This is a genomic window from Sphingobacterium sp. SGL-16 (genome assembly GCF_011043515.1).
GTDB classification, from domain to species: domain Bacteria; phylum Bacteroidota; class Bacteroidia; order Sphingobacteriales; family Sphingobacteriaceae; genus Sphingobacterium; species Sphingobacterium litopenaei.
The window spans coordinates 1-17287 of record NZ_JAAKGQ010000029.1 but is presented as its reverse complement, the minus strand read 5'-3'; the positions used below and the strand labels follow the sequence as shown (position 1 = coordinate 17287).

17 protein-coding genes are annotated in these 17287 nt (G+C 36.4%); 7 read left to right on the top strand and 10 right to left on the bottom strand.

Translation table 11 applies throughout. From position 1 onward, the window contains the following. Nucleotides 1–32: 32 nt before the first annotated feature. Both sufC and sufB read right to left on the bottom strand, forming a co-directional pair. Nucleotides 33–791, bottom strand: a complete 759-nt coding sequence (gene sufC / locus G5B32_RS10745; RefSeq protein ID WP_165291543.1) for a Fe-S cluster assembly ATPase SufC — start codon at nt 789–791, stop codon at nt 33–35. 85 nt (nt 792–876) lie between these two features. Beyond that, the gene (sufB, locus tag G5B32_RS10740; protein ID WP_165291542.1) at nt 877–2328 is read right to left on the bottom strand and encodes a Fe-S cluster assembly protein SufB; all 1452 of its coding nucleotides are present in this window, start codon (nt 2326–2328) and stop codon (nt 877–879) included. 434 nt (nt 2329–2762) lie between these two features. On the opposite strand from sufB, the gene G5B32_RS10735 reads away from it, so the two are divergent. Together G5B32_RS10735 and G5B32_RS10730 are read left to right on the top strand one after the other, a co-directional pair. Beyond that, the gene (locus G5B32_RS10735; protein WP_132777368.1) at nt 2763–3233 is read left to right on the top strand and encodes an Lrp/AsnC family transcriptional regulator; all 471 of its coding nucleotides are present in this window, start codon (nt 2763–2765) and stop codon (nt 3231–3233) included. Continuing rightward, nucleotides 3234–4307: a DUF6695 family protein gene (locus G5B32_RS10730; RefSeq protein WP_165291541.1), complete on the top strand. Its 1074-nt coding sequence runs from the start codon at nt 3234–3236 to the stop codon at nt 4305–4307. It begins immediately after the preceding gene. A gap of 101 nt (nt 4308–4408) precedes the next feature. On the opposite strand, the gene ung is transcribed toward G5B32_RS10730, so the two are convergent. Then, nucleotides 4409–5080 carry a uracil-DNA glycosylase gene (ung, locus tag G5B32_RS10725; protein WP_165291540.1) on the bottom strand — a complete coding sequence of 224 codons (672 nt, stop codon included), beginning with the start codon at nt 5078–5080 and terminating at the stop codon, nt 4409–4411. A 100-nt stretch (nt 5081–5180) separates the two neighbouring features. On the opposite strand from ung, the gene G5B32_RS10720 reads away from it, so the two are divergent. Beyond that, nucleotides 5181–5720 carry a DUF2892 domain-containing protein gene (locus tag G5B32_RS10720; protein WP_165291539.1) on the top strand — a complete coding sequence of 180 codons (540 nt, stop codon included), beginning with the start codon at nt 5181–5183 and terminating at the stop codon, nt 5718–5720. 35 nt (nt 5721–5755) lie between these two features. On the opposite strand, the gene G5B32_RS10715 is transcribed toward G5B32_RS10720, so the two are convergent. Together G5B32_RS10715 and G5B32_RS10710 are read right to left on the bottom strand one after the other, a co-directional pair. After that, entirely contained in the window at nt 5756–6217 is a 462-nt protein-coding gene (locus tag G5B32_RS10715) for a hypothetical protein (RefSeq protein WP_165291538.1), read from the bottom strand. A 6-nt stretch (nt 6218–6223) separates the two neighbouring features. Beyond that, nucleotides 6224–6697: a DUF4293 domain-containing protein gene (locus G5B32_RS10710; protein ID WP_165291537.1), complete on the bottom strand. Its 474-nt coding sequence runs from the start codon at nt 6695–6697 to the stop codon at nt 6224–6226. Between the two features lie 104 nt (nt 6698–6801). On the opposite strand from G5B32_RS10710, the gene truA reads away from it, so the two are divergent. From truA to G5B32_RS10690, 4 genes are all read left to right on the top strand, one after another. After that, a complete protein-coding gene (gene truA / locus G5B32_RS10705; protein ID WP_165291536.1) occupies nt 6802–7566 on the top strand; it encodes a tRNA pseudouridine(38-40) synthase TruA in 765 nt (254 codons plus the stop codon). A gap of 69 nt (nt 7567–7635) precedes the next feature. Beyond that, a complete protein-coding gene (locus tag G5B32_RS10700) occupies nt 7636–9333 on the top strand; it encodes an ABC transporter ATP-binding protein (protein WP_394354878.1) in 1698 nt (565 codons plus the stop codon). A gap of 77 nt (nt 9334–9410) precedes the next feature. After that, the gene (locus tag G5B32_RS10695; RefSeq protein ID WP_165291534.1) at nt 9411–10454 is read left to right on the top strand and encodes an endonuclease/exonuclease/phosphatase family protein; all 1044 of its coding nucleotides are present in this window, start codon (nt 9411–9413) and stop codon (nt 10452–10454) included. A 6-nt stretch (nt 10455–10460) separates the two neighbouring features. Next, on the top strand, nt 10461–10904 hold the full coding sequence (locus tag G5B32_RS10690; protein WP_165291533.1) for a hypothetical protein: 444 nt from the start codon (nt 10461–10463) through the stop codon (nt 10902–10904). 128 nt (nt 10905–11032) lie between these two features. Here G5B32_RS10690 and G5B32_RS10685 read toward each other — a convergent pair whose 3' ends face one another. The 5 genes from G5B32_RS10685 to G5B32_RS10665 all read right to left on the bottom strand — a co-directional run bounded on the left by G5B32_RS10685 (nt 11033) and on the right by G5B32_RS10665 (nt 16775). Continuing rightward, nucleotides 11033–11275 (bottom strand): hypothetical protein, encoded by a 243-nt coding sequence (locus G5B32_RS10685; RefSeq protein WP_165291532.1) that lies wholly within the window; start codon nt 11273–11275, stop codon nt 11033–11035. 109 nt (nt 11276–11384) lie between these two features. Further along, nucleotides 11385–13022, bottom strand: a complete 1638-nt coding sequence (locus tag G5B32_RS10680) for a PepSY-associated TM helix domain-containing protein (protein ID WP_165291531.1) — start codon at nt 13020–13022, stop codon at nt 11385–11387. Between the two features lie 13 nt (nt 13023–13035). Further along, nucleotides 13036–13314, bottom strand: coding sequence for a hypothetical protein (locus tag G5B32_RS10675; RefSeq protein WP_165291530.1), 279 nt, complete (start codon nt 13312–13314; stop codon nt 13036–13038). A gap of 339 nt (nt 13315–13653) precedes the next feature. Next, on the bottom strand, nt 13654–16059 hold the full coding sequence (locus G5B32_RS10670; RefSeq protein ID WP_165291529.1) for a TonB-dependent siderophore receptor: 2406 nt from the start codon (nt 16057–16059) through the stop codon (nt 13654–13656). A 20-nt stretch (nt 16060–16079) separates the two neighbouring features. Further along, the gene (locus G5B32_RS10665) at nt 16080–16775 is read right to left on the bottom strand and encodes a DUF4198 domain-containing protein (RefSeq protein WP_165291528.1); all 696 of its coding nucleotides are present in this window, start codon (nt 16773–16775) and stop codon (nt 16080–16082) included. Between the last annotated feature and the right edge of the window lie 512 nt (nt 16776–17287).

Below are 17287 nucleotides of genomic sequence, written 5' to 3'. Positions count from 1 at the left end.
TGACCTTATTATTTTATCGAAGACCGATTAGATTAGGCATTTTGCGTATCTAAGTCTTTCAACCAATCGTATCCTTTTTCTTCTAACTCAAGCGCCAATTCTTTTGGTCCTGTTTTTACAATACGACCATTGTGCAATACGTGTACGAAGTCAGGAACGATATAATCCAATAAACGTTGGTAGTGGGTGATTACTACAAAAGCATTATCTTTCGAACGCAATTGGTTCACACCATTTGCTACGATACGCAATGCATCGATATCCAAACCAGAGTCAGTCTCATCCAAAATAGCTAACTTCGGATTCAACATCGCCAATTGGAAGATTTCGTTACGTTTTTTCTCACCACCGGAGAAACCTTCGTTTAATGAACGATTAGCCAAATTAGCAGAGAATTCTACTAATTTTTGTTTCTCTTTTACCATGGCTAAGAATTCTTTTGCTTCTAATGGAGGAAGACCTTTATATTCACGGATATCACCTACTGCAGTTTTCAAGAAATTGATGTTTGACACACCTGGAATTTCTACTGGGTATTGGAAAGCTAAAAACAAACCTTCACGTGCACGATCTTCTGGAGATAAATCCAATAAATCTACACCATCCAATGTCACTTCACCACCAGTCACTTCGTAAGAATCACGACCTGCTAACACGTTACCTAAGGTACTTTTACCCGCACCATTAGGTCCCATAATCGCGTGCACTTCACCCGCTTTAACCTCTAAGTTTAATCCTTTTAATATTTGTTTGTCTTCAACAGACGCTTGCAAATTCTTTATTGATAACATTTCTTTTTTAGTATTGAGTATTGAGATGTGAGTATTGAGATTCTATCCTGCTCACATTTTCAAATTATCTAATTTTCAAATTCTCCTATCCTACTGATCCTTCTAACGAGATTGCCAATAATTTTTGAGCTTCAACAGCGAATTCCATTGGCAATTGGTTAAGCACCTCTTTCGCGTAACCATTAACGATTAACCCTACAGCTTTTTCTGAATCGATACCACGTTGATTCAAGTAAAATACTTGATCTTCACCGATTTTCGACGTAGTAGCTTCGTGCTCTAATTTTGCTGTTTTATTTTTGTTCTCTATATATGGGAATGTGTGAGCTCCACAACGGTCACCAATTAGTAAAGAGTCACATTGTGTGAAGTTACGTGAGTTGTCCGCATTAGGGCCAATTTTCACTAAACCTCTGTAACTATTGTGACTATTTCCAGCAGAAATACCTTTGGAAACAATCTTAGATTTTGTGTTTTTACCTAGATGCACCATTTTCGTACCAGTATCCGCCAACTGTTTGTTACGCGTCATTGCTACAGAATAGAACTCCCCAACAGAGTTGTCACCTTTCAAGATCACACCAGGATATTTCCAAGTAATCGCTGAACCAGTTTCTACCTGTGTCCAAGAGATTTTAGAGTTATCACCTTTACAGATACCACGTTTCGTTACGAAGTTGTAGATACCACCTTTACCATCTTTGTCTCCAGGATACCAGTTTTGAACAGTAGAATATTTGATTTCAGCATCTTTTTGTGCCACTAATTCTACAACCGCAGCATGCAATTGATTTTCATCACGCATAGGCGCTGTACATCCCTCTAAGTAAGAAACGTAAGAACCTTCGTCTGCGATAATCAATGTACGTTCAAACTGACCTGTATTTTGTGCATTGATACGGAAGTATGTAGACAATTCCATAGGACAGTGTACGCCTTTTGGAATATATACGAATGAACCATCCGAGAACACTGCAGAGTTCAATGCCGCATAGATATTATCCGTTTGCGGAACCACAGAACCTAAATATTCTCTTACCAATTCAGGATGCTCTTGTACTGCCTCACCGAATGAACAGAAAATAACACCTTTCTCTTTTAATTTCTCACGGAAAGTAGTTTTTACAGACACTGAGTCAAACACCGCATCCACCGCTACTACTCCAGCTAAGATTTTTTGTTCATCTAATGGAATACCCAACTTCTCAAATGTTGCCAATAATTCTGGATCTACTTCATCCATGCTTTCCAATTGCTTTTTAGGTTTTGGTGCAGCATAGTATGATAAATCTTGAAAATCCACTTCAGGATTATCAAAGTTTTGCCATTTCGGCATATCCATAGAAAGGAAGTGACGGAAAGCTTTTAATCTCCATTCCAACAACCATTCTGGCTCATTTTTTTTAGCAGATATTAGGCGAATTGTGTCTTCGTTCAATCCTTTGGGAGCAATATCCATCTCAATATCAGTCGTAAAACCGTATTTATATTCTTCTTGCTCCAGCTCTTTCAGTAATTCGTCGTCTTTGGTACTCATATTTAATGCTTCCCTTTTTACAAGTCAAACCATTATAGCTGACCTTTTTGGGACTACAAAGTTACGATATAAATACCAATAATATAGTATCTTTTGCCATCCTAAAGGCATAATTTGAGCAATTTTATGACAAAAGTCACTTCTTTCTGTGTTCAAGACGATTTTCCCCCTTTTTTTTGACAAAAAAATGATTAACTATCAACAAAAACTATACATAAATGATTTATAAATAAATTTTAACTATAATAAAGGCGTTTAGATTTATTTTCAATAGCATTGTAGATTTGTGGTTTCTTCCTCTCTATAAGAAAAGATAAACTTCTCTTTCCTAACAAAATTTTTCAAACAGCGGATTATACAGTTATTATTGTTGCCCAAAAAGATATATTATTGTACTTTATTTTTTATATTTACATTTCGAAGAAAGATATACCATGTCCTACCAACTTGACAAACTTGACTTAAAGATATTGCGCCTATTACAAGAAAATGGACGTATCACGAATTTGCAGCTTGCTACAAACATCGGTCTTTCACCCGCCCCTACATTGGAGCGTGTGCGCAAGTTAGAAAACTCAGGTTTTATCAAAAGTTACCATGCTTTTGTGGATGAGGAAAAATTAGGTTTAGGAATAAAATCCTTCATCCAGATTTCATTGGACTTCCATACGCATAACGCGATTCCAGAATTCGTGGAGGCTGTAAAAGCGATTCCAGAAGTAACAGAGTGTCACCATGTGACTGGTAATTGTGACTTTATTCTCAAAGTATACGTTAAAGATATCAAAGCGTATGAGGCAGTAATCATGGAGAAGATTTCAAAAATTCCTTTTGTAAAGACTTTCCAAACGATGATGATTATGTCCACTTCGAAAAAAGAACCAATAGTACCGTTAGAATATTAGATGAATACTGATTATCGAGACTTTGCAATTATCTTGACGTGGCCAGATGCTACCATTCGCGGCGATGAAAAATGGATGATGTTTTTCAAAAAGATAGGCTTGGTCAAGAATCTAAATTTCAAAGTAGGACACACCGGTATCGTCATTATAAATTCTCAAAACGGAGAAATGCTATTTTACGATTTTGGTCGTTATATTGCTCCTAGAGGCTATGGAAGAGCTCGTTCCAAATTTTCGGACCCATTATTGGAGATTGCATTGACTGCTCATATTCAAGATAATAACATCACTAATATTGAAGAAATAATTTGTCATTTCGAAGAGCTAAAACCAGCAATGTACGGTGATGGCAAATTGTTTTATTCTATCGTAAAAGGCATAAATTTCGAAAAAGCCAAAGCTTACGGTGATGAATGTGTGTTGCAAGGCACCTATCCTTATGGAGCAGTAGCTAAAAACAATAACAATTGTTCGCGTTTTATTACACGAATGCTCATGAAATCTTCGCCTAAATATCATTTTTGGCATTATCTAAATCTTCCTGAGACCATTAAAAGTAGCCCCGTTAGTAACTTGATAAACGCAGTTGAAGATCGAATCATTTATTCTTACACTCCTGATGAAGGCATTAAGAGTTTTAAGATGAATAGATTTCAGTCCTTTTGGTTTTTGGTAAAACAATTAGGAGACAATATTTCCCATCGGAAATCGGCTTTGTTTCCTAATGATTTGATAATTGGCGGAATGAGTTATAGATCAAAGCCTATTACCCTTCCGAAAGATGCTATGTATTTGGGTGGTGTCGGTGATGGAGCTTGGTTTACGGTTACGCCAACCGAAATCATAAACGAATTTATTGTAAAGCGTTTTACCTCCGCTGGAAAATTAGAATATGTCGTTCGTGGAGAAGCGACTGAAATTGTAGACTTACAATATCCTTACAAGATTACTTACGACAGCCATCTATTAGTAACGCATATCGAACAAAACGGCAGAAAGATCCGTATCAACCACATCGAAAGATTGGAAAATGATAAATACGATTTCGAAAATATAAAAGAGCGTTACGCATAAAACTTTTCCGTCAATTCTACCTACAGGAAGAAATCCAAGCATTAAAATTCTAGATTTTTAGGACTATAGTTCATTCACTCGAATTGGCGTTGTATATTGCCTTACAATTTCCAATCTATTGGTTGCCTACAATTTGCAGATAAATAAGCATTCGCCTGAGAAAAATGTTTTGAACCAAAGAAACCACGATATACCGACAAGGGTGAAGGATGCACTGCTTTTAGGATTAAATGTTTTTTGTTATCGACAAGAGCCGATTTCTTCTGTGCATACGATCCCCACAGCAAGAAAACGACATTTTCCAATTCGAAAGAAATTTTTTCAATTACCTGATCTGTAAAAGTTTCCCAACCTTGCTTTTGATGAGAAGCAGCTTGGTGAGCACGCACGGTCAGCGTAGCATTGAGCAATAATACACCTTGCTTAGCCCACTTGGTTAAATCTCCAGAATTTGGAATCTGAAAGCCATCTATATCAGCTGTTAGTTCTGCAAAAATATTTTTCAAGGAAGGAGGAAAAGCTATTCCTGATGGAACCGAGAACGAAAGCCCATGAGCCTGACCCACATTATGATACGGATCTTGACCTAAAATCACAACTTTCACATCCTGCAACGGTGTAAGTCGAAAGGCATTAAAGACCAAATCTTTAGGTGGATAAATCTCATATTGTTGTCTTTCCTGCTGTACAAAGGCAGATAATTTCTTCATATAATCCTGTTGCATTAAAGGCTTTAAAATGGGAGCCCAACTTTCGTCGTACAATTTTTCCATACAACAAAAGTACATTTTTTCGCACCTAAACATAACAACAAGTTTGGATAACTACTTAAATTAATGGATATTTGCGTTTTAGAAACTACAACAAGAAGAGATGTCAAATTTAGTGCGTATTATTATTAGCTGTTTACTTCTAGTAGGTACAGTAGTATTATTTTGGTTTGGATTTTGGGGCTGGGGTATTTTAGGTATTTTGGTTACTATTTTAGCATGGGTGACAGTTTTCTTTCACGAATATATGCTTCTTGCACAATGGTTTTTCCGCAAGCAAGATGTTGCTAATGCGGAGAAATGGTTAGGCAAAATCACCAATTACGAGAAACAACTTATTCCTGCTCAACATGGATATTATCATTTGCTATTAGGTCTTTTGGAATCTCAACGGGCACCTTTGCAATCGGAGAAATTCTTTAAGAAAGCACTTTCGTTAGGACTTCATATGGATCATAATGTAGCTTTAGCCAAATTGAGCTTAGCAGGTGTAATGATGGCAAAACGAAATAAACGTGAAGCTGAGAAATACTTACAAGAAGCTAAACGTGCGGACAAAAACAAATTGCTAGCGGATCAAATCAAAATGATGAAAGATCAAATGGCATTGATGGACAAACAGCAATTCCGTTATTCAAGATAAAACAAAAATGCCTCGATAATCTCGAGGCATTTTTGTTATAAATCGATTGTATATTCTAAAATTTTTCCTTGTTCTTCGAAATCTTCAATCGCCAATTTTAATTGCTTCGGTTTTCCCCATTGCTTCTTCCAGCCTCCTGTTTTTATGGTTAGCACAACAGGTTCATTTCGAGTAAGCAGATAATGCAAGTAGTTCTGACGATCATCAATATGTACTCGCACTTTTCCCATTTGCATGGAATGATACCAAAGAGGCTTCTCACTTCCATTTACCAAACCAGTAGAAAAAGTATTTAGTTTGAATTCACGAGGGTTCTTCAAGTAAGATTGAAGATACAGCTCCACTGTTGCTGTATCACCTTTAGTCGAAAGCTGTACATTCTTTGTCCAAACCTCTATTTCGTTGATATCTACAGAATTTCTTTCTGGCTTCTCCTGAGAAAAGACAACATCACAAGCCAGCACCACAAATAAAAATGATAAAAAGACTCTTTTCATCTGAAATTAACGTAATCTATCTGCAGACTTGATTAATTTTTCATCCTTGCGAATACCACCAATAGCCATAGCTAAAAAGATGATCGAAACGGGCAACAAGAAAAATCCTACACCTATATTATTCGCACCGAAACTTTGAGATATTAAATCCAAAGTAGCAACGGACGAGAAGTACATCCAAACCCCTAAAAGTGCAATTAAAGCAATAGATACATAGATTAATTTAATCTGAAGCTTTCTATTTTTGAATTGAAAAATAGTAATCAATGGCACTAAAGCAACTACTATGGTCGCAATTGTTTGTAAAATAAAACTACTTTGTTTTACCGATTCATTATTTACGGCAGAATATTCGCCAGTCACAAATAACTTTTTCCCTAATCCCACTAAATCCGTATAGTTTAGGTAAGGGAACATAAATAATCCTAAAATCACTACTGTTGCTAACAACAACCAAATCGTTTGAATGCGTTGAATCATATCTGTTTTTAAATCTTATGACAATACTACAAATATAGTATAAACCACAGAAATATGACTTTGTTCTATCACATCAGTGGTACTATTTTTTTTACCTTTGTTGTGTGAATAACATAAAAAGATTTTTTTTAGAGATTGCCTATGACGGAACAGCCTACCATGGATGGCAAATTCAGCCCAACGCTATTTCTGTACAAGAAATATTAAACCACGCATTACACACTTTTTTGCGCGAAGAAATAGAAACAATTGGAGCTGGACGTACTGATACCGGTGTACATTCCAAACAATTGTATGTGCATTTTGATAGTGCGAATCCAATTTTAGTGGATAATCCTTACCGAGCACTGCAAGCTATTAATGCATTATTGCCTTTTGACATCTCCGTTAAGCGCATTATTGAAGTTGCCGAAGATTCCCATGCACGTTTTGATGCGAGCGAACGCTCGTATGAATACCACATTCATAGCAAGAAGAATCCTTTTTTGATCAATAAATCTTGGTTGCTACGTGATATTCCAGATATAGAGAAAATGAATGAAGCGGCAAGATTTTTATTAGGAACAAAAGATTTTGAATGTTTTAGCAAATCCAATACACAAGTGTTTACAAACATTTGCACCATCAAGGAAGCGCGTTGGGAACAAAATGGAGATCACTTTGTTTTTCACATTACGGCAGATCGGTTCTTACGCAATATGGTTCGAGCAATAGTGGGTACCTTATTGGAAATTGGCGTAAAAGGTAAACCGATTTCGTATATTCAGGAAGTATTGGAAAGCAAAAATCGTTCGAAAGCAGGGGTATCAGTTCCTGCTCATGGACTATATTTAACACGAGTAATTTATCCATACATTCAAGAAAAGTAAATTTTGAAACAAGATAAAATATCAGGTAAAGCCTACGACAGCAAATTATTGGGTCGTCTAGCCAAGTATATGCGCCCTTACAGAACCATTTTTTGGATTTCTGTGGTGCTGACCATCTTACTGGCTGCAGTCGCGCCAGCATTACCCATGCTGATTGAATATACTCTTGATAATTATATCTTGAATGGTCAATATGAAGGACTTAACACGATGCTGATCGTCATGATGGTCTTGCTGATTGCGCAGACTGTCGTTCGTTACTTCCACACGCTGATGACCAATACATTAGGGCAATCTGTAATCCGTGACATTCGTATTCAAGTTTTTGAGCATATTACCAATTTACGCCTAAAGTATTTTGACAACACTCCTATTGGACGCTTAATCACCCGAACGATATCCGATTTAGAGACTATAGCCAATATTTTCTCCGAGGGTTTAATTCAGATTATCGGAGATCTTCTGCAACTTGTCGTGATTTTAGGTGTCATGTTTTACACCGATTGGCGACTAACATTGATTATTCTTGTTCCAATGCCTTTAATGTTATGGGCAACGTATATCTTTAAGGAAGCCATGAAATCAGCTTTTCAGGATGTTCGCCTTTGGGTATCTAACCTGAATACCTTTCTGCAGGAACATATTTCGGGAATGGCCATAATTCAATATTTTGCACGTGAAGAACAGGAAATGCAAAAATTTGACGCGATCAACAAAGAGCATCGTAATGCCCATGTTCGTGCCAATTGGTATTTTTCTATCTTCTTTCCTGTATTGGAGATTATCATTGCCATCGCGACTGGTCTGTTGGTGTGGTATGGTTCAAAACAAGTCTTAGCCGATGTGATTTCCCCAGGGGTGGTAGTGGCTTTTTTGATGTATATCAATATGATTTTCCGACCTATTCGTGAGCTTATTGACAAATTCAATACTTTGCAAATGGGTATGGTGTCAGCCGAACGTATTTTTGATGTGTTGGATACCGATGAATTTACACCGAATACAGGAACATATAAACCTGAGCTTATTCGTGGCGAGATCGAATTCAAAAATGTTTGGTTCGCCTATAATGAGGAAAAATGGGTATTGAAAGATGTTAGCTTCAAAGTACAACCCGGCGAAACATTAGCTTTGGTTGGAGCTACAGGAGCAGGAAAATCTTCTACCATTAATATTCTAAGTCGTTTTTACGAAATCCAAAAAGGCCAAATATTATTGGACGGTGTAGATATTCGCGATTATGAGTTGACATTCTTGCGCAAGAATATTTCTACCGTTTTGCAAGATGTATTCTTGTTCTCTGATACAGTTAAAAATAATATCACGCTTCAAAACCCAAACATTACCGATGAAGAAATTATAGACGCAGCAAAACGTGTAGGCGCTTATGATTTTATTATGCGTTTGCCAGGAGGATTAGATTACAAAGTACAAGAACGCGGAGCAACGCTTTCTGCTGGGCAAGCACAATTGGTTTCTTTTATACGCGCACTAGTGCACGATCCACGTATTTTGATTTTAGATGAGGCGACTTCGTCAATAGATACAGAAACTGAATTAATGATTCAATCTGCTATAGACAATTTGATGGAAGGGAGAACGGCTATTGTTATTGCACATAGACTTTCTACTATTCAAAAGGCTGATAAAATCATTGTGCTGGAAAAAGGAGAAATTAAAGAAATCGGTTCTCACCAAGAATTGTTGGCAATGGATGGCCACTATAAAAAGCTGTACGATTTGCAGTTCGACTCTGCAGGAATTTAGTTTATTTCTGCGCTTAATTCCTAAATAAGTTTCCTATTTTTAATCTACGATTAAGGATTAAAACTTATTTGGGTCATATGTTTTCAAGAATCTTGCTTTTAACTTTCACTCTATGGGCTGTACATTTCACCTGCTTTGCACAGCAAAAATCTTTTAAGGTTTTTCAGCTTAATATATGGCACGAAGGTACCTCCGTACCAAAAGGCTATGATGCAATTGTGAACGAAATAATTGACAAGGACGCAGATGTTGTGTTGCTAAGTGAAGTAAACAACAAGGGCGGTGTGGATTTTGTCAGCACGCTTCTAAAAGATTTAAAAGAAAAGGGTCATACTTACAATGGCATATCGAACGAACCAACGGTTGACGTAGCCACGATTTCTAAGTATCCCATCCTTGAACAAAACACCCTTTACGACAAAGAAAATCGACAAGGTCAGGTTCTAAAAACCAAAATCAATATTCACAATCACCCTGCCATTTTTTACTCGGTGCATTTGGATTATACAAACTATGCGTGTTACCTTCCACGTGGCTACGATGGGGTAACTTGGAAAAAGATGGATAATCCCATCACCGGTGCACAAGAAATTTTAACAGCTAACCGAAAAAGCAAACGCGATGAAGCTATAGCTGATTTAATCGCTGATGCAGCCAAAGAATCAACAAAACACAGCATCATTATTGGAGGAGATTTTAATGAACCTTCACATTTGGATTGGATCGAAGCGAATAAGAATTTATACGATCGTCGTGGCGCTGTAGTGCCATGGGATTGTTCGGTGATGTTGTATGCCGCAGGGTATAAAGACGCATTCCGTATCCAATATCCGAATCCTCTCTCGCATCCTGGATTTACCTATCCTAGCTTTAATCCAGATGTACCCACTAGTAAGTTGGCATGGGCACCAGAAGCCGACGACCGCGACCGTATCGACTATATTTACTTCAAATCAACTAATAAAAAATTAAAACTTGAAGACATCAAAATAGTAGGTCCAGAATCCACTGTACGATACGCGCAGAAACAAGAGAAAGATAGCGAAGATAAATTTTTGTTGCCAAAAGGAGTTTGGCCTACGGATCATAAAGGTTTGTTAGCTACATTTAGCATAAAATAGTGAGATATGTCGACACGTTTTCACGATCAAAACAAAAGACTTTCGGATTTTCAAACAGAAGTTTTGGTCGTATGCCCTACTTGTGGTAAAAAAGCTATTGCTAAAGTTGATTATGAGTTGAAAAAGGCAATATTATTTTGTGAAATTTGTGGATTCAATAAGCAAATTCCAACAGAGGTTACTGTATTTGGAATAAATGGAAATTGGAATATAGCCGCGCACAGTTATTTTGGCGCACAGCTTTGGTTGCAACATCCTTTTAAAAATGATGTGTTCATAGCCTTCAACGCGGATCATTTAAATTATTTGGGACAATATATTGCAGCGGATCTTAGAGAACATAAAGACAGAACTGGTTTTACATTATTGGAGCGTTTACCCAAATTTTACCACGATGTCAAAAACCGCAAAGCTTTACTCGCAATAATTCAGAAATTGAAGAAAAAATAGAGGCCGTCATATCTTGGTTTTAACACCAAAAAACTCCCTCTATCACAATAATAAAAGGAGTTTTGAATTTGTGCCTAGCCTTCCCAATTTTGAGAGAGAATGCAGCTTGAAGACTAGGACTTTATATTTTAATGAAGGAGCTGATATACCTCACGCATGTAATTTGCTTCTTCTAGTGCGGACGTGAAATTATACCATTCTTCCTTTGTAAACGTGAAGAGAATTTCAAGAGCAGGAGTAGGTAAAAACATACGTTCTTCATCATCTGGAAAAGACAAAAACTCCTCATTTCCAACTTTTGCTCTAATTTCTTCTAAGAAAAATTGAAACTGTACTGCTGAAAAAGTCAACACATAAGATTTCTGCCACACATAATGAAATTTGCACTTACTACAGTAACTTATCGCGGTGTTTCCTTTGGTTGTAAGATTTACAGATTGACACATAATATTTTAATTAAAAGATGAGAGAAAAAATTATTTACATCGGTTTTTGACTAAAGAACACGCGACTACGCGTATAAGCTATTAGACCTACTACACCAATCAAAATCCAGAGAGCATCAACCATCATAATATCGATATATTGACTATTGACCGTATTCCAAATCCAATTGTTACTAACAAAGCCATTCACAACAGGTAAAGTAAGGGACAAAATACTACCAATTAACAGAGTTTCAAGATTAGTCCGTTTAATACTTTTACGTAAGGTATAGAACCAGCTTAACCCAAGCCAACTCCAGAAAAAAACATGATATATAAATGTTTGATCCGCTTGACCAGACCATTTGACCACGATGAATGTAAAGGCTGTCACGGGAAACATCGACAAGCAAATTGCCATAAAGAAATTTGCCATCCAACTATTAAATTTCCGCTTCCGCGGGAGCACATTATTCTTGTCACGCGCCACCAACCAAATCAAAATACCAGATGCAATCACTAAACAGCCCATTATTCCCAGGAGAAAATAAACTATTTTAAGTGGATAACCTCCATAATCACCATAATGCAGCCTATAGATTAGACTTTTAATTGTATCAATATAAGTTTGGTCACTATCAGGCGATTTGGAGAGCACAACCACCCCATCCACTGCGCGCACATTCAATATACCCGATCCAGAAAAATTTTTCGTAAAGCGAGGGTCTAATTCCATTAGTATATGCATATTTTCATCGCCATAATTTTTGATAAACAAACGATGAATATGTGCATCAGGCCATTTTTGATTCGCCATAGCGATATATTCACTTATAGGTTGTATATGCTGCAAAGGTGAATACGTATACTCATATTTAAGTGTTCGTGAATAGCCGAGATCTTCGTACATTTTGTCTGTATCGCCATTGTACAACAACTTACCAAAAGGAAGAGCCAATACAGCATTGATAATTAGAAAAATTCCAGTGACCGCATACAGAAATTGAAATGGAAAGCCAATCACGCCTAATGCCGTGTGCATATCCGTCCATACAGTTTTCCATTTGCTGAAAGGTCGGAAAATAAAAAAATTAGAAACAATCTTATCCCAATGCAATAGCAGCCCTGTAATCAAAGCAAACAAGAAGATGAAAGCTGTAATTCCTGAAATAAGATATCCAAATGGAGCTATTCCTACCCTAATAGGCACTTCGTTCAATTGTGCTAAGAAGTGTAAACGATACAAAAATTCTGCTAAATCATAACTTTTTGAGTACTCACCAGTCTCTTTAGTCACAAAGTCATAGTTGAAATATTTGGTATCGCCTCCTCCTCTTCTACCTTTTGCCTTTTTATTTTCTGCAGACTTTGATTTTGCTAAGCTTTGCTTATTCACCACAGAATCCACCGATGCACTCACATTCACATAAGAACGAGCTCCTCCTTGATATAAATAGAAGGCGATATCTCTTCCTTGAAGATTTATTTCACGAGATAATGAATCAAGCAATTTATCATAACTTTTACCATCGATTTTGTAAGCCGTGTAAGATGTGCCCTTTTGCCAAGCCGAAATCTCATCCCTAAAGAAGGAAAAAGAACCCGCAAAAAAGATTACATACAACAACACACAAATTATTATTCCGCTAATCGTATGTGTGTTAAAGTATATATTATAATTTCTGATATTCATAGGAGATCGGTTTTTAACGATTTAGTAAATAGGGAATAGCGAATAAAAGGGCTAATAGCAAATAGATCCCCCATATCTTCCATCCACTTTTGCAAAGGAATGCCAAAAGCAATAATATCGCCCACAAGATATAACCGGAGAATGCTGCCGTAATGATAATATATTCCTTTTTAAAAAAAGTTGTCAAGAATACATGAAAAGACAGCATAACAACATATCCTCCAATAAATCCAGCTGTAATTTTCAGAAAACGTTGAAAAGGAGAACTTAAATATTTCTTATTTGCGGGCATAATCAATTAAAAAATAACTCTACACTTAAACTAATCACAAAAACCACGAGTATATATTTCCACTGTACAATACCAAAGGGATACAAGAGTATCAGTAAACTAAAGGCTATCATGAGAAATGCGAAAAATGCGAAGAAAGATGACCCTAATCCTAAATCACTCAATAATAATACACCTGTAATTAGCAAAAGTAAACAACTTATAATCCTAGCTGTTTTTGAGTGATTTTTAACTTTTTCTAAGCAAGTGTTCTTCGAGACATGCTTCACTTTCTTGCTAGATGCATAGAAAGTAAAACATGCCAAAATTTGTATAGAAAATAATATGCTGTACATCTTATTAAAACTTGTAAATAATACCAATTCGCATATTTCTTCTTGCTTCGACGATGTAGGAATAGTAATCAACTCCTCCTTTTGCTTTGATAGCTGCACTCGCCGCACTAAATGACCCCGCAGTAAGTAGTTTTCTATTGTCTAATAAATTATTGACAACCAATGAAAGATTATATTTTCCGCGTTGATAACTAATCCCACCATCCGTACGCACATAATTCTTGAAATTAGCTTCTTTTGTGCTTCCCACCGCTCGGTCAAACATGGTTTGAACACTAGCAATTACTCCAGCACCTTTAAAGAATCCTTCACTAAGTCTATATGTCACCCATGTATTTGCGGTATGCTTGGCTGTATTCGGAGTAATATTACCAATAGTAGAGGCATCCGATGCCTTTGAAATTTTAGAATCTGTCAAAGCATAATTTGCATTAATGTTCAAACCTTTAGCAATCTCTCCCGTAATATCGACTTCAATACCTTTGGATGTTGTTTCTCCTAATTGCGCTTGAAAAGTTTGACCGTTGACAACATGGTTTGGATCAGGGTCAGTTACTAATGAGTTTTCTCTTGTAATATTATAAGCACTAATTGAAGAAACCCATTTTCCATTTGCCCATTCTTTTTTCAGTCCTACTTCTAAGTTATTTCCTCGGATAGGTTTAAAAGCATTGCCTTCCCAATCTGTTCCAGAAACAGGCACAAATGATTGGTCAAATAAAGAGTAAGCGGTAAATGATTTTAATATAGAATAGCTGATTCCGACTCTTGGACTCCAAACTTTGTCCGAAATATCCGCCCCTTGCGTTCGACCTGTAGTCGAAGCCTGCGTAAATCTTAAACCTAGAGATAAGCGAAACTTGTCATCCCAAAAACCTAGCTCGTCATGGGCATAAAACGACATATACTGAACAGAACTTACGTAATTAGAACCTCCTGCTCTTGTTCTCAAACTCTTAGAACGATCAATTGTAGGAAATACAGCTCCTGCAATACCATATTTTGGATCATAAACATTCAGAAACGGTGTTGGAATAGAATCTAATAAGGTTCGGAAATCTCCCCAAAACTTCTTATTGCCAAAATCTCCACCTATTAAAAGTCTATGTCTTACATTACCTGTAAATTCTTCTCCTGTAAGGGAGAACTGGCCAAATCTATTCTCTCCAGCTTCATCGGCAATACTATAATATCTTGGCATATCGCCATTTGCTTTCATATAATTAAGCCAAGTACTATTTGCAATCATTTCAAAATTGAAATAAGCTAATTGTCCATGTAATTTCCATCTATCGGATAGTTTGTGATCCAGATACACATAAGCACTATGATCTTTGATATGACTTGGCTCAAAAGATGGATCCCCATAGAAGAAATCATTGGAAATATCGGGATCAGCATATCCTTTTGGTGAAAAAACATAATTACCATTGGAAAGATAAGTTGATCCTTGATAAGTATATTCAAATGTCAGATTTGTAGCAGAATCGATAGCATATGTGATTACAGGTGCTATAGAAACTCTTTTGCTGTAATTATATTTGGTATGAAAATCTTTCTGCTGTGCAGCAGCATTAAATCTATACAGAACTTTTCCATTGGATGACAATTTACCGTCCAAATCTACCGCCCCACGGTACGTGTTAAAACTTCCCATATTGAAGGTTACAGAACCTTTATCATGACCAGAAGGTTTCTTAGTGACTACATTATAAAATCCTCCAGGCTCACCGTTTGCCAGCATAAAACCTGCTGGACCTTTGACAAACTCTATACGTTCAATGACAGAAGCGTCTTCAGCTGTTGGTCCCCAAGAGGCCTCTATGTTCATTCCATTTCTAAAAGCAGGAATTTTAGAACCACGCATACGCAAATTCGCATATTGATTGTCCCAATGCCCTTGACGTGTAGCACCACTGATATTTCGAGTTACACCATCAACAATATCAAAAACTTGTTGATCAGCCATCAAATCCGATGATATCACCTGAATATTTTGCGGCAATTCCAATATTGGAGTTGTCAATCGCAATGAGCCAGAAATGCTGTCTAACTTATAGTTTTGATAATATCGACCAAATACAGCCACTTCATCAATACTATTATTTTGGTATTCTAACGTTAAATCTTTATGAGTTTGGGGGCTCGTTAAAGTAATTTTTTGATTAAAAGTTTTAAAACCAATTGCTCTAATCTCCAAATTGTTATCACTAGATTTAAGCTTAATCAGGTAATTTCCATCTCGATCCGAAACAGATTTAGTGTCACCAACAATTATGGTCGCGTTGGATACTTTTTCTCCCTCAGCTGTTTTAACGATACCTTGAAGAATGTATTCTTGCTGTTGGCCTTTTGCTAGAGAAATTAGGAATAAACAAAATACAGTTATGCTTATTTTAAGGGTTTTCATAAATATATCTTAGAATGTAATTAGTTGACAATTAAAAATGTTGTTGTGCCTTCCCAGGCGTATGTAAATGGTTTCCCGTTCCATTCTCCTTCTTTATTTTCCCCAAAAGATGCTTCAATGACGTAGTTGCCTTTCCACAACGTTGTGAAACTTATTTTTCCTTGTGGGTCTGTTTTAAAAGATTTAGACCAGCCTTCTTGACTCATCACCAATACTTCGGCATCCGCTAGAGGTTTTCCAGCTTTGATAACAATCGCTTCTACTGTATTTCCCACATCATATGTCTTGGGATTTACTTTTACATAGAAATTATTAATAATAGTTGGCAAAGTATTTCCAGACACTTGTATAAAAGCCAATGAAGAGAAGGCATACAGATTTGTTTTGCTTAAATCTTTACCTGCATGGTAGATAGATAAAACATAAATTCCGTTCTCTATCGGCGTAAATTCAGCGGTAAAATGATCTCCTGTAAGCATTTTTTGTACTTCAATCTGCTTGTGGGATGGTGTAGTAAGGATTAGTTTAAAATCTTTAACATCGGAATACCATTTGTCAATCGGTTCAATTTCTTGAGACGCATATTCGCCATAAAAGATCTTAACCTCTTGTTTGACATTCTTAACGCCTGTAGAGTTCGTTTCAATCCACAGTGCATGTGCCGAAGCGAACTGAACAGAAAGTAACGTAAGTAATAAAGTAAATAGACTTTTCATTGTTGATATAATTTAAATTTTAGTAATGCATTCTACGCGTAATCGAAATATCGATCACTTAAAAACTATAATCAACAAGTAAAAAAGGGTATACATCCAACATCGGATCGTGATGAATGCCATTCATAGCCCTCGAAAGGCTAAAGAAAAAAATCAAGTACGTATACTTTTTCATAATATGTTGATTAGATATTTTAAAACAATACCATCAACAGATTATGGAAGGGAGGGAATAATCAATCAGATTAAACTGATAATGCAATTTTTTCCTAAATTGCACTACCCTTCCATATCACTGTATCGGGAGGTGATCTTTTTAGATCAACTAATATCAGTTGCCGCTGATATTAGATTTTGCGTCATGCACGGATTGCCGTCCGATGCATGACGCTCATTTTTAATTTATCTTTATTTAGACTGGTTAAAAACAAGACAAATATAGATGGAATTTTTTATCCTGCAAGATTTTTTAGGATTTAAATTTGTTAACATATAAAAAAAGGGCTTATTCG

Bases quoted from the DNA above. Each gene is read 5' to 3' on its own strand.
- G5B32_RS10665 (WP_165291528.1), bottom strand. From the start codon at position 16,775: ATGAAAAGTCTATTTACTTTATTACTTACGTTACTTTCTGTTCAGTTC.
- G5B32_RS10735 (WP_132777368.1), top strand. From the start codon at position 2,763: ATGTCCTACCAACTTGACAAACTTGACTTAAAGATATTGCGCCTATTA.
- G5B32_RS10680 (WP_165291531.1), bottom strand. From the start codon at position 13,022: ATGAATATCAGAAATTATAATATATACTTTAACACACATACGATTAGC.
- G5B32_RS10670 (WP_165291529.1), bottom strand. From the start codon at position 16,059: ATGAAAACCCTTAAAATAAGCATAACTGTATTTTGTTTATTCCTAATT.
- sufB (WP_165291542.1), bottom strand. From the start codon at position 2,328: ATGAGTACCAAAGACGACGAATTACTGAAAGAGCTGGAGCAAGAAGAA.
- G5B32_RS10720 (WP_165291539.1), top strand. From the start codon at position 5,181: ATGTCAAATTTAGTGCGTATTATTATTAGCTGTTTACTTCTAGTAGGT.
- G5B32_RS10700 (WP_394354878.1), top strand. From the start codon at position 7,636: ATGCGCCCTTACAGAACCATTTTTTGGATTTCTGTGGTGCTGACCATC.
- G5B32_RS10675 (WP_165291530.1), bottom strand. From the start codon at position 13,314: ATGCCCGCAAATAAGAAATATTTAAGTTCTCCTTTTCAACGTTTTCTG.
- sufC (WP_165291543.1), bottom strand. From the start codon at position 791: ATGTTATCAATAAAGAATTTGCAAGCGTCTGTTGAAGACAAACAAATA.
- G5B32_RS10695 (WP_165291534.1), top strand. From the start codon at position 9,411: ATGTTTTCAAGAATCTTGCTTTTAACTTTCACTCTATGGGCTGTACAT.
- G5B32_RS10730 (WP_165291541.1), top strand. From the start codon at position 3,234: ATGAATACTGATTATCGAGACTTTGCAATTATCTTGACGTGGCCAGAT.
- G5B32_RS10715 (WP_165291538.1), bottom strand. From the start codon at position 6,217: ATGAAAAGAGTCTTTTTATCATTTTTATTTGTGGTGCTGGCTTGTGAT.
- ung (WP_165291540.1), bottom strand. From the start codon at position 5,080: ATGGAAAAATTGTACGACGAAAGTTGGGCTCCCATTTTAAAGCCTTTA.
- G5B32_RS10690 (WP_165291533.1), top strand. From the start codon at position 10,461: ATGTCGACACGTTTTCACGATCAAAACAAAAGACTTTCGGATTTTCAA.
- G5B32_RS10710 (WP_165291537.1), bottom strand. From the start codon at position 6,697: ATGATTCAACGCATTCAAACGATTTGGTTGTTGTTAGCAACAGTAGTG.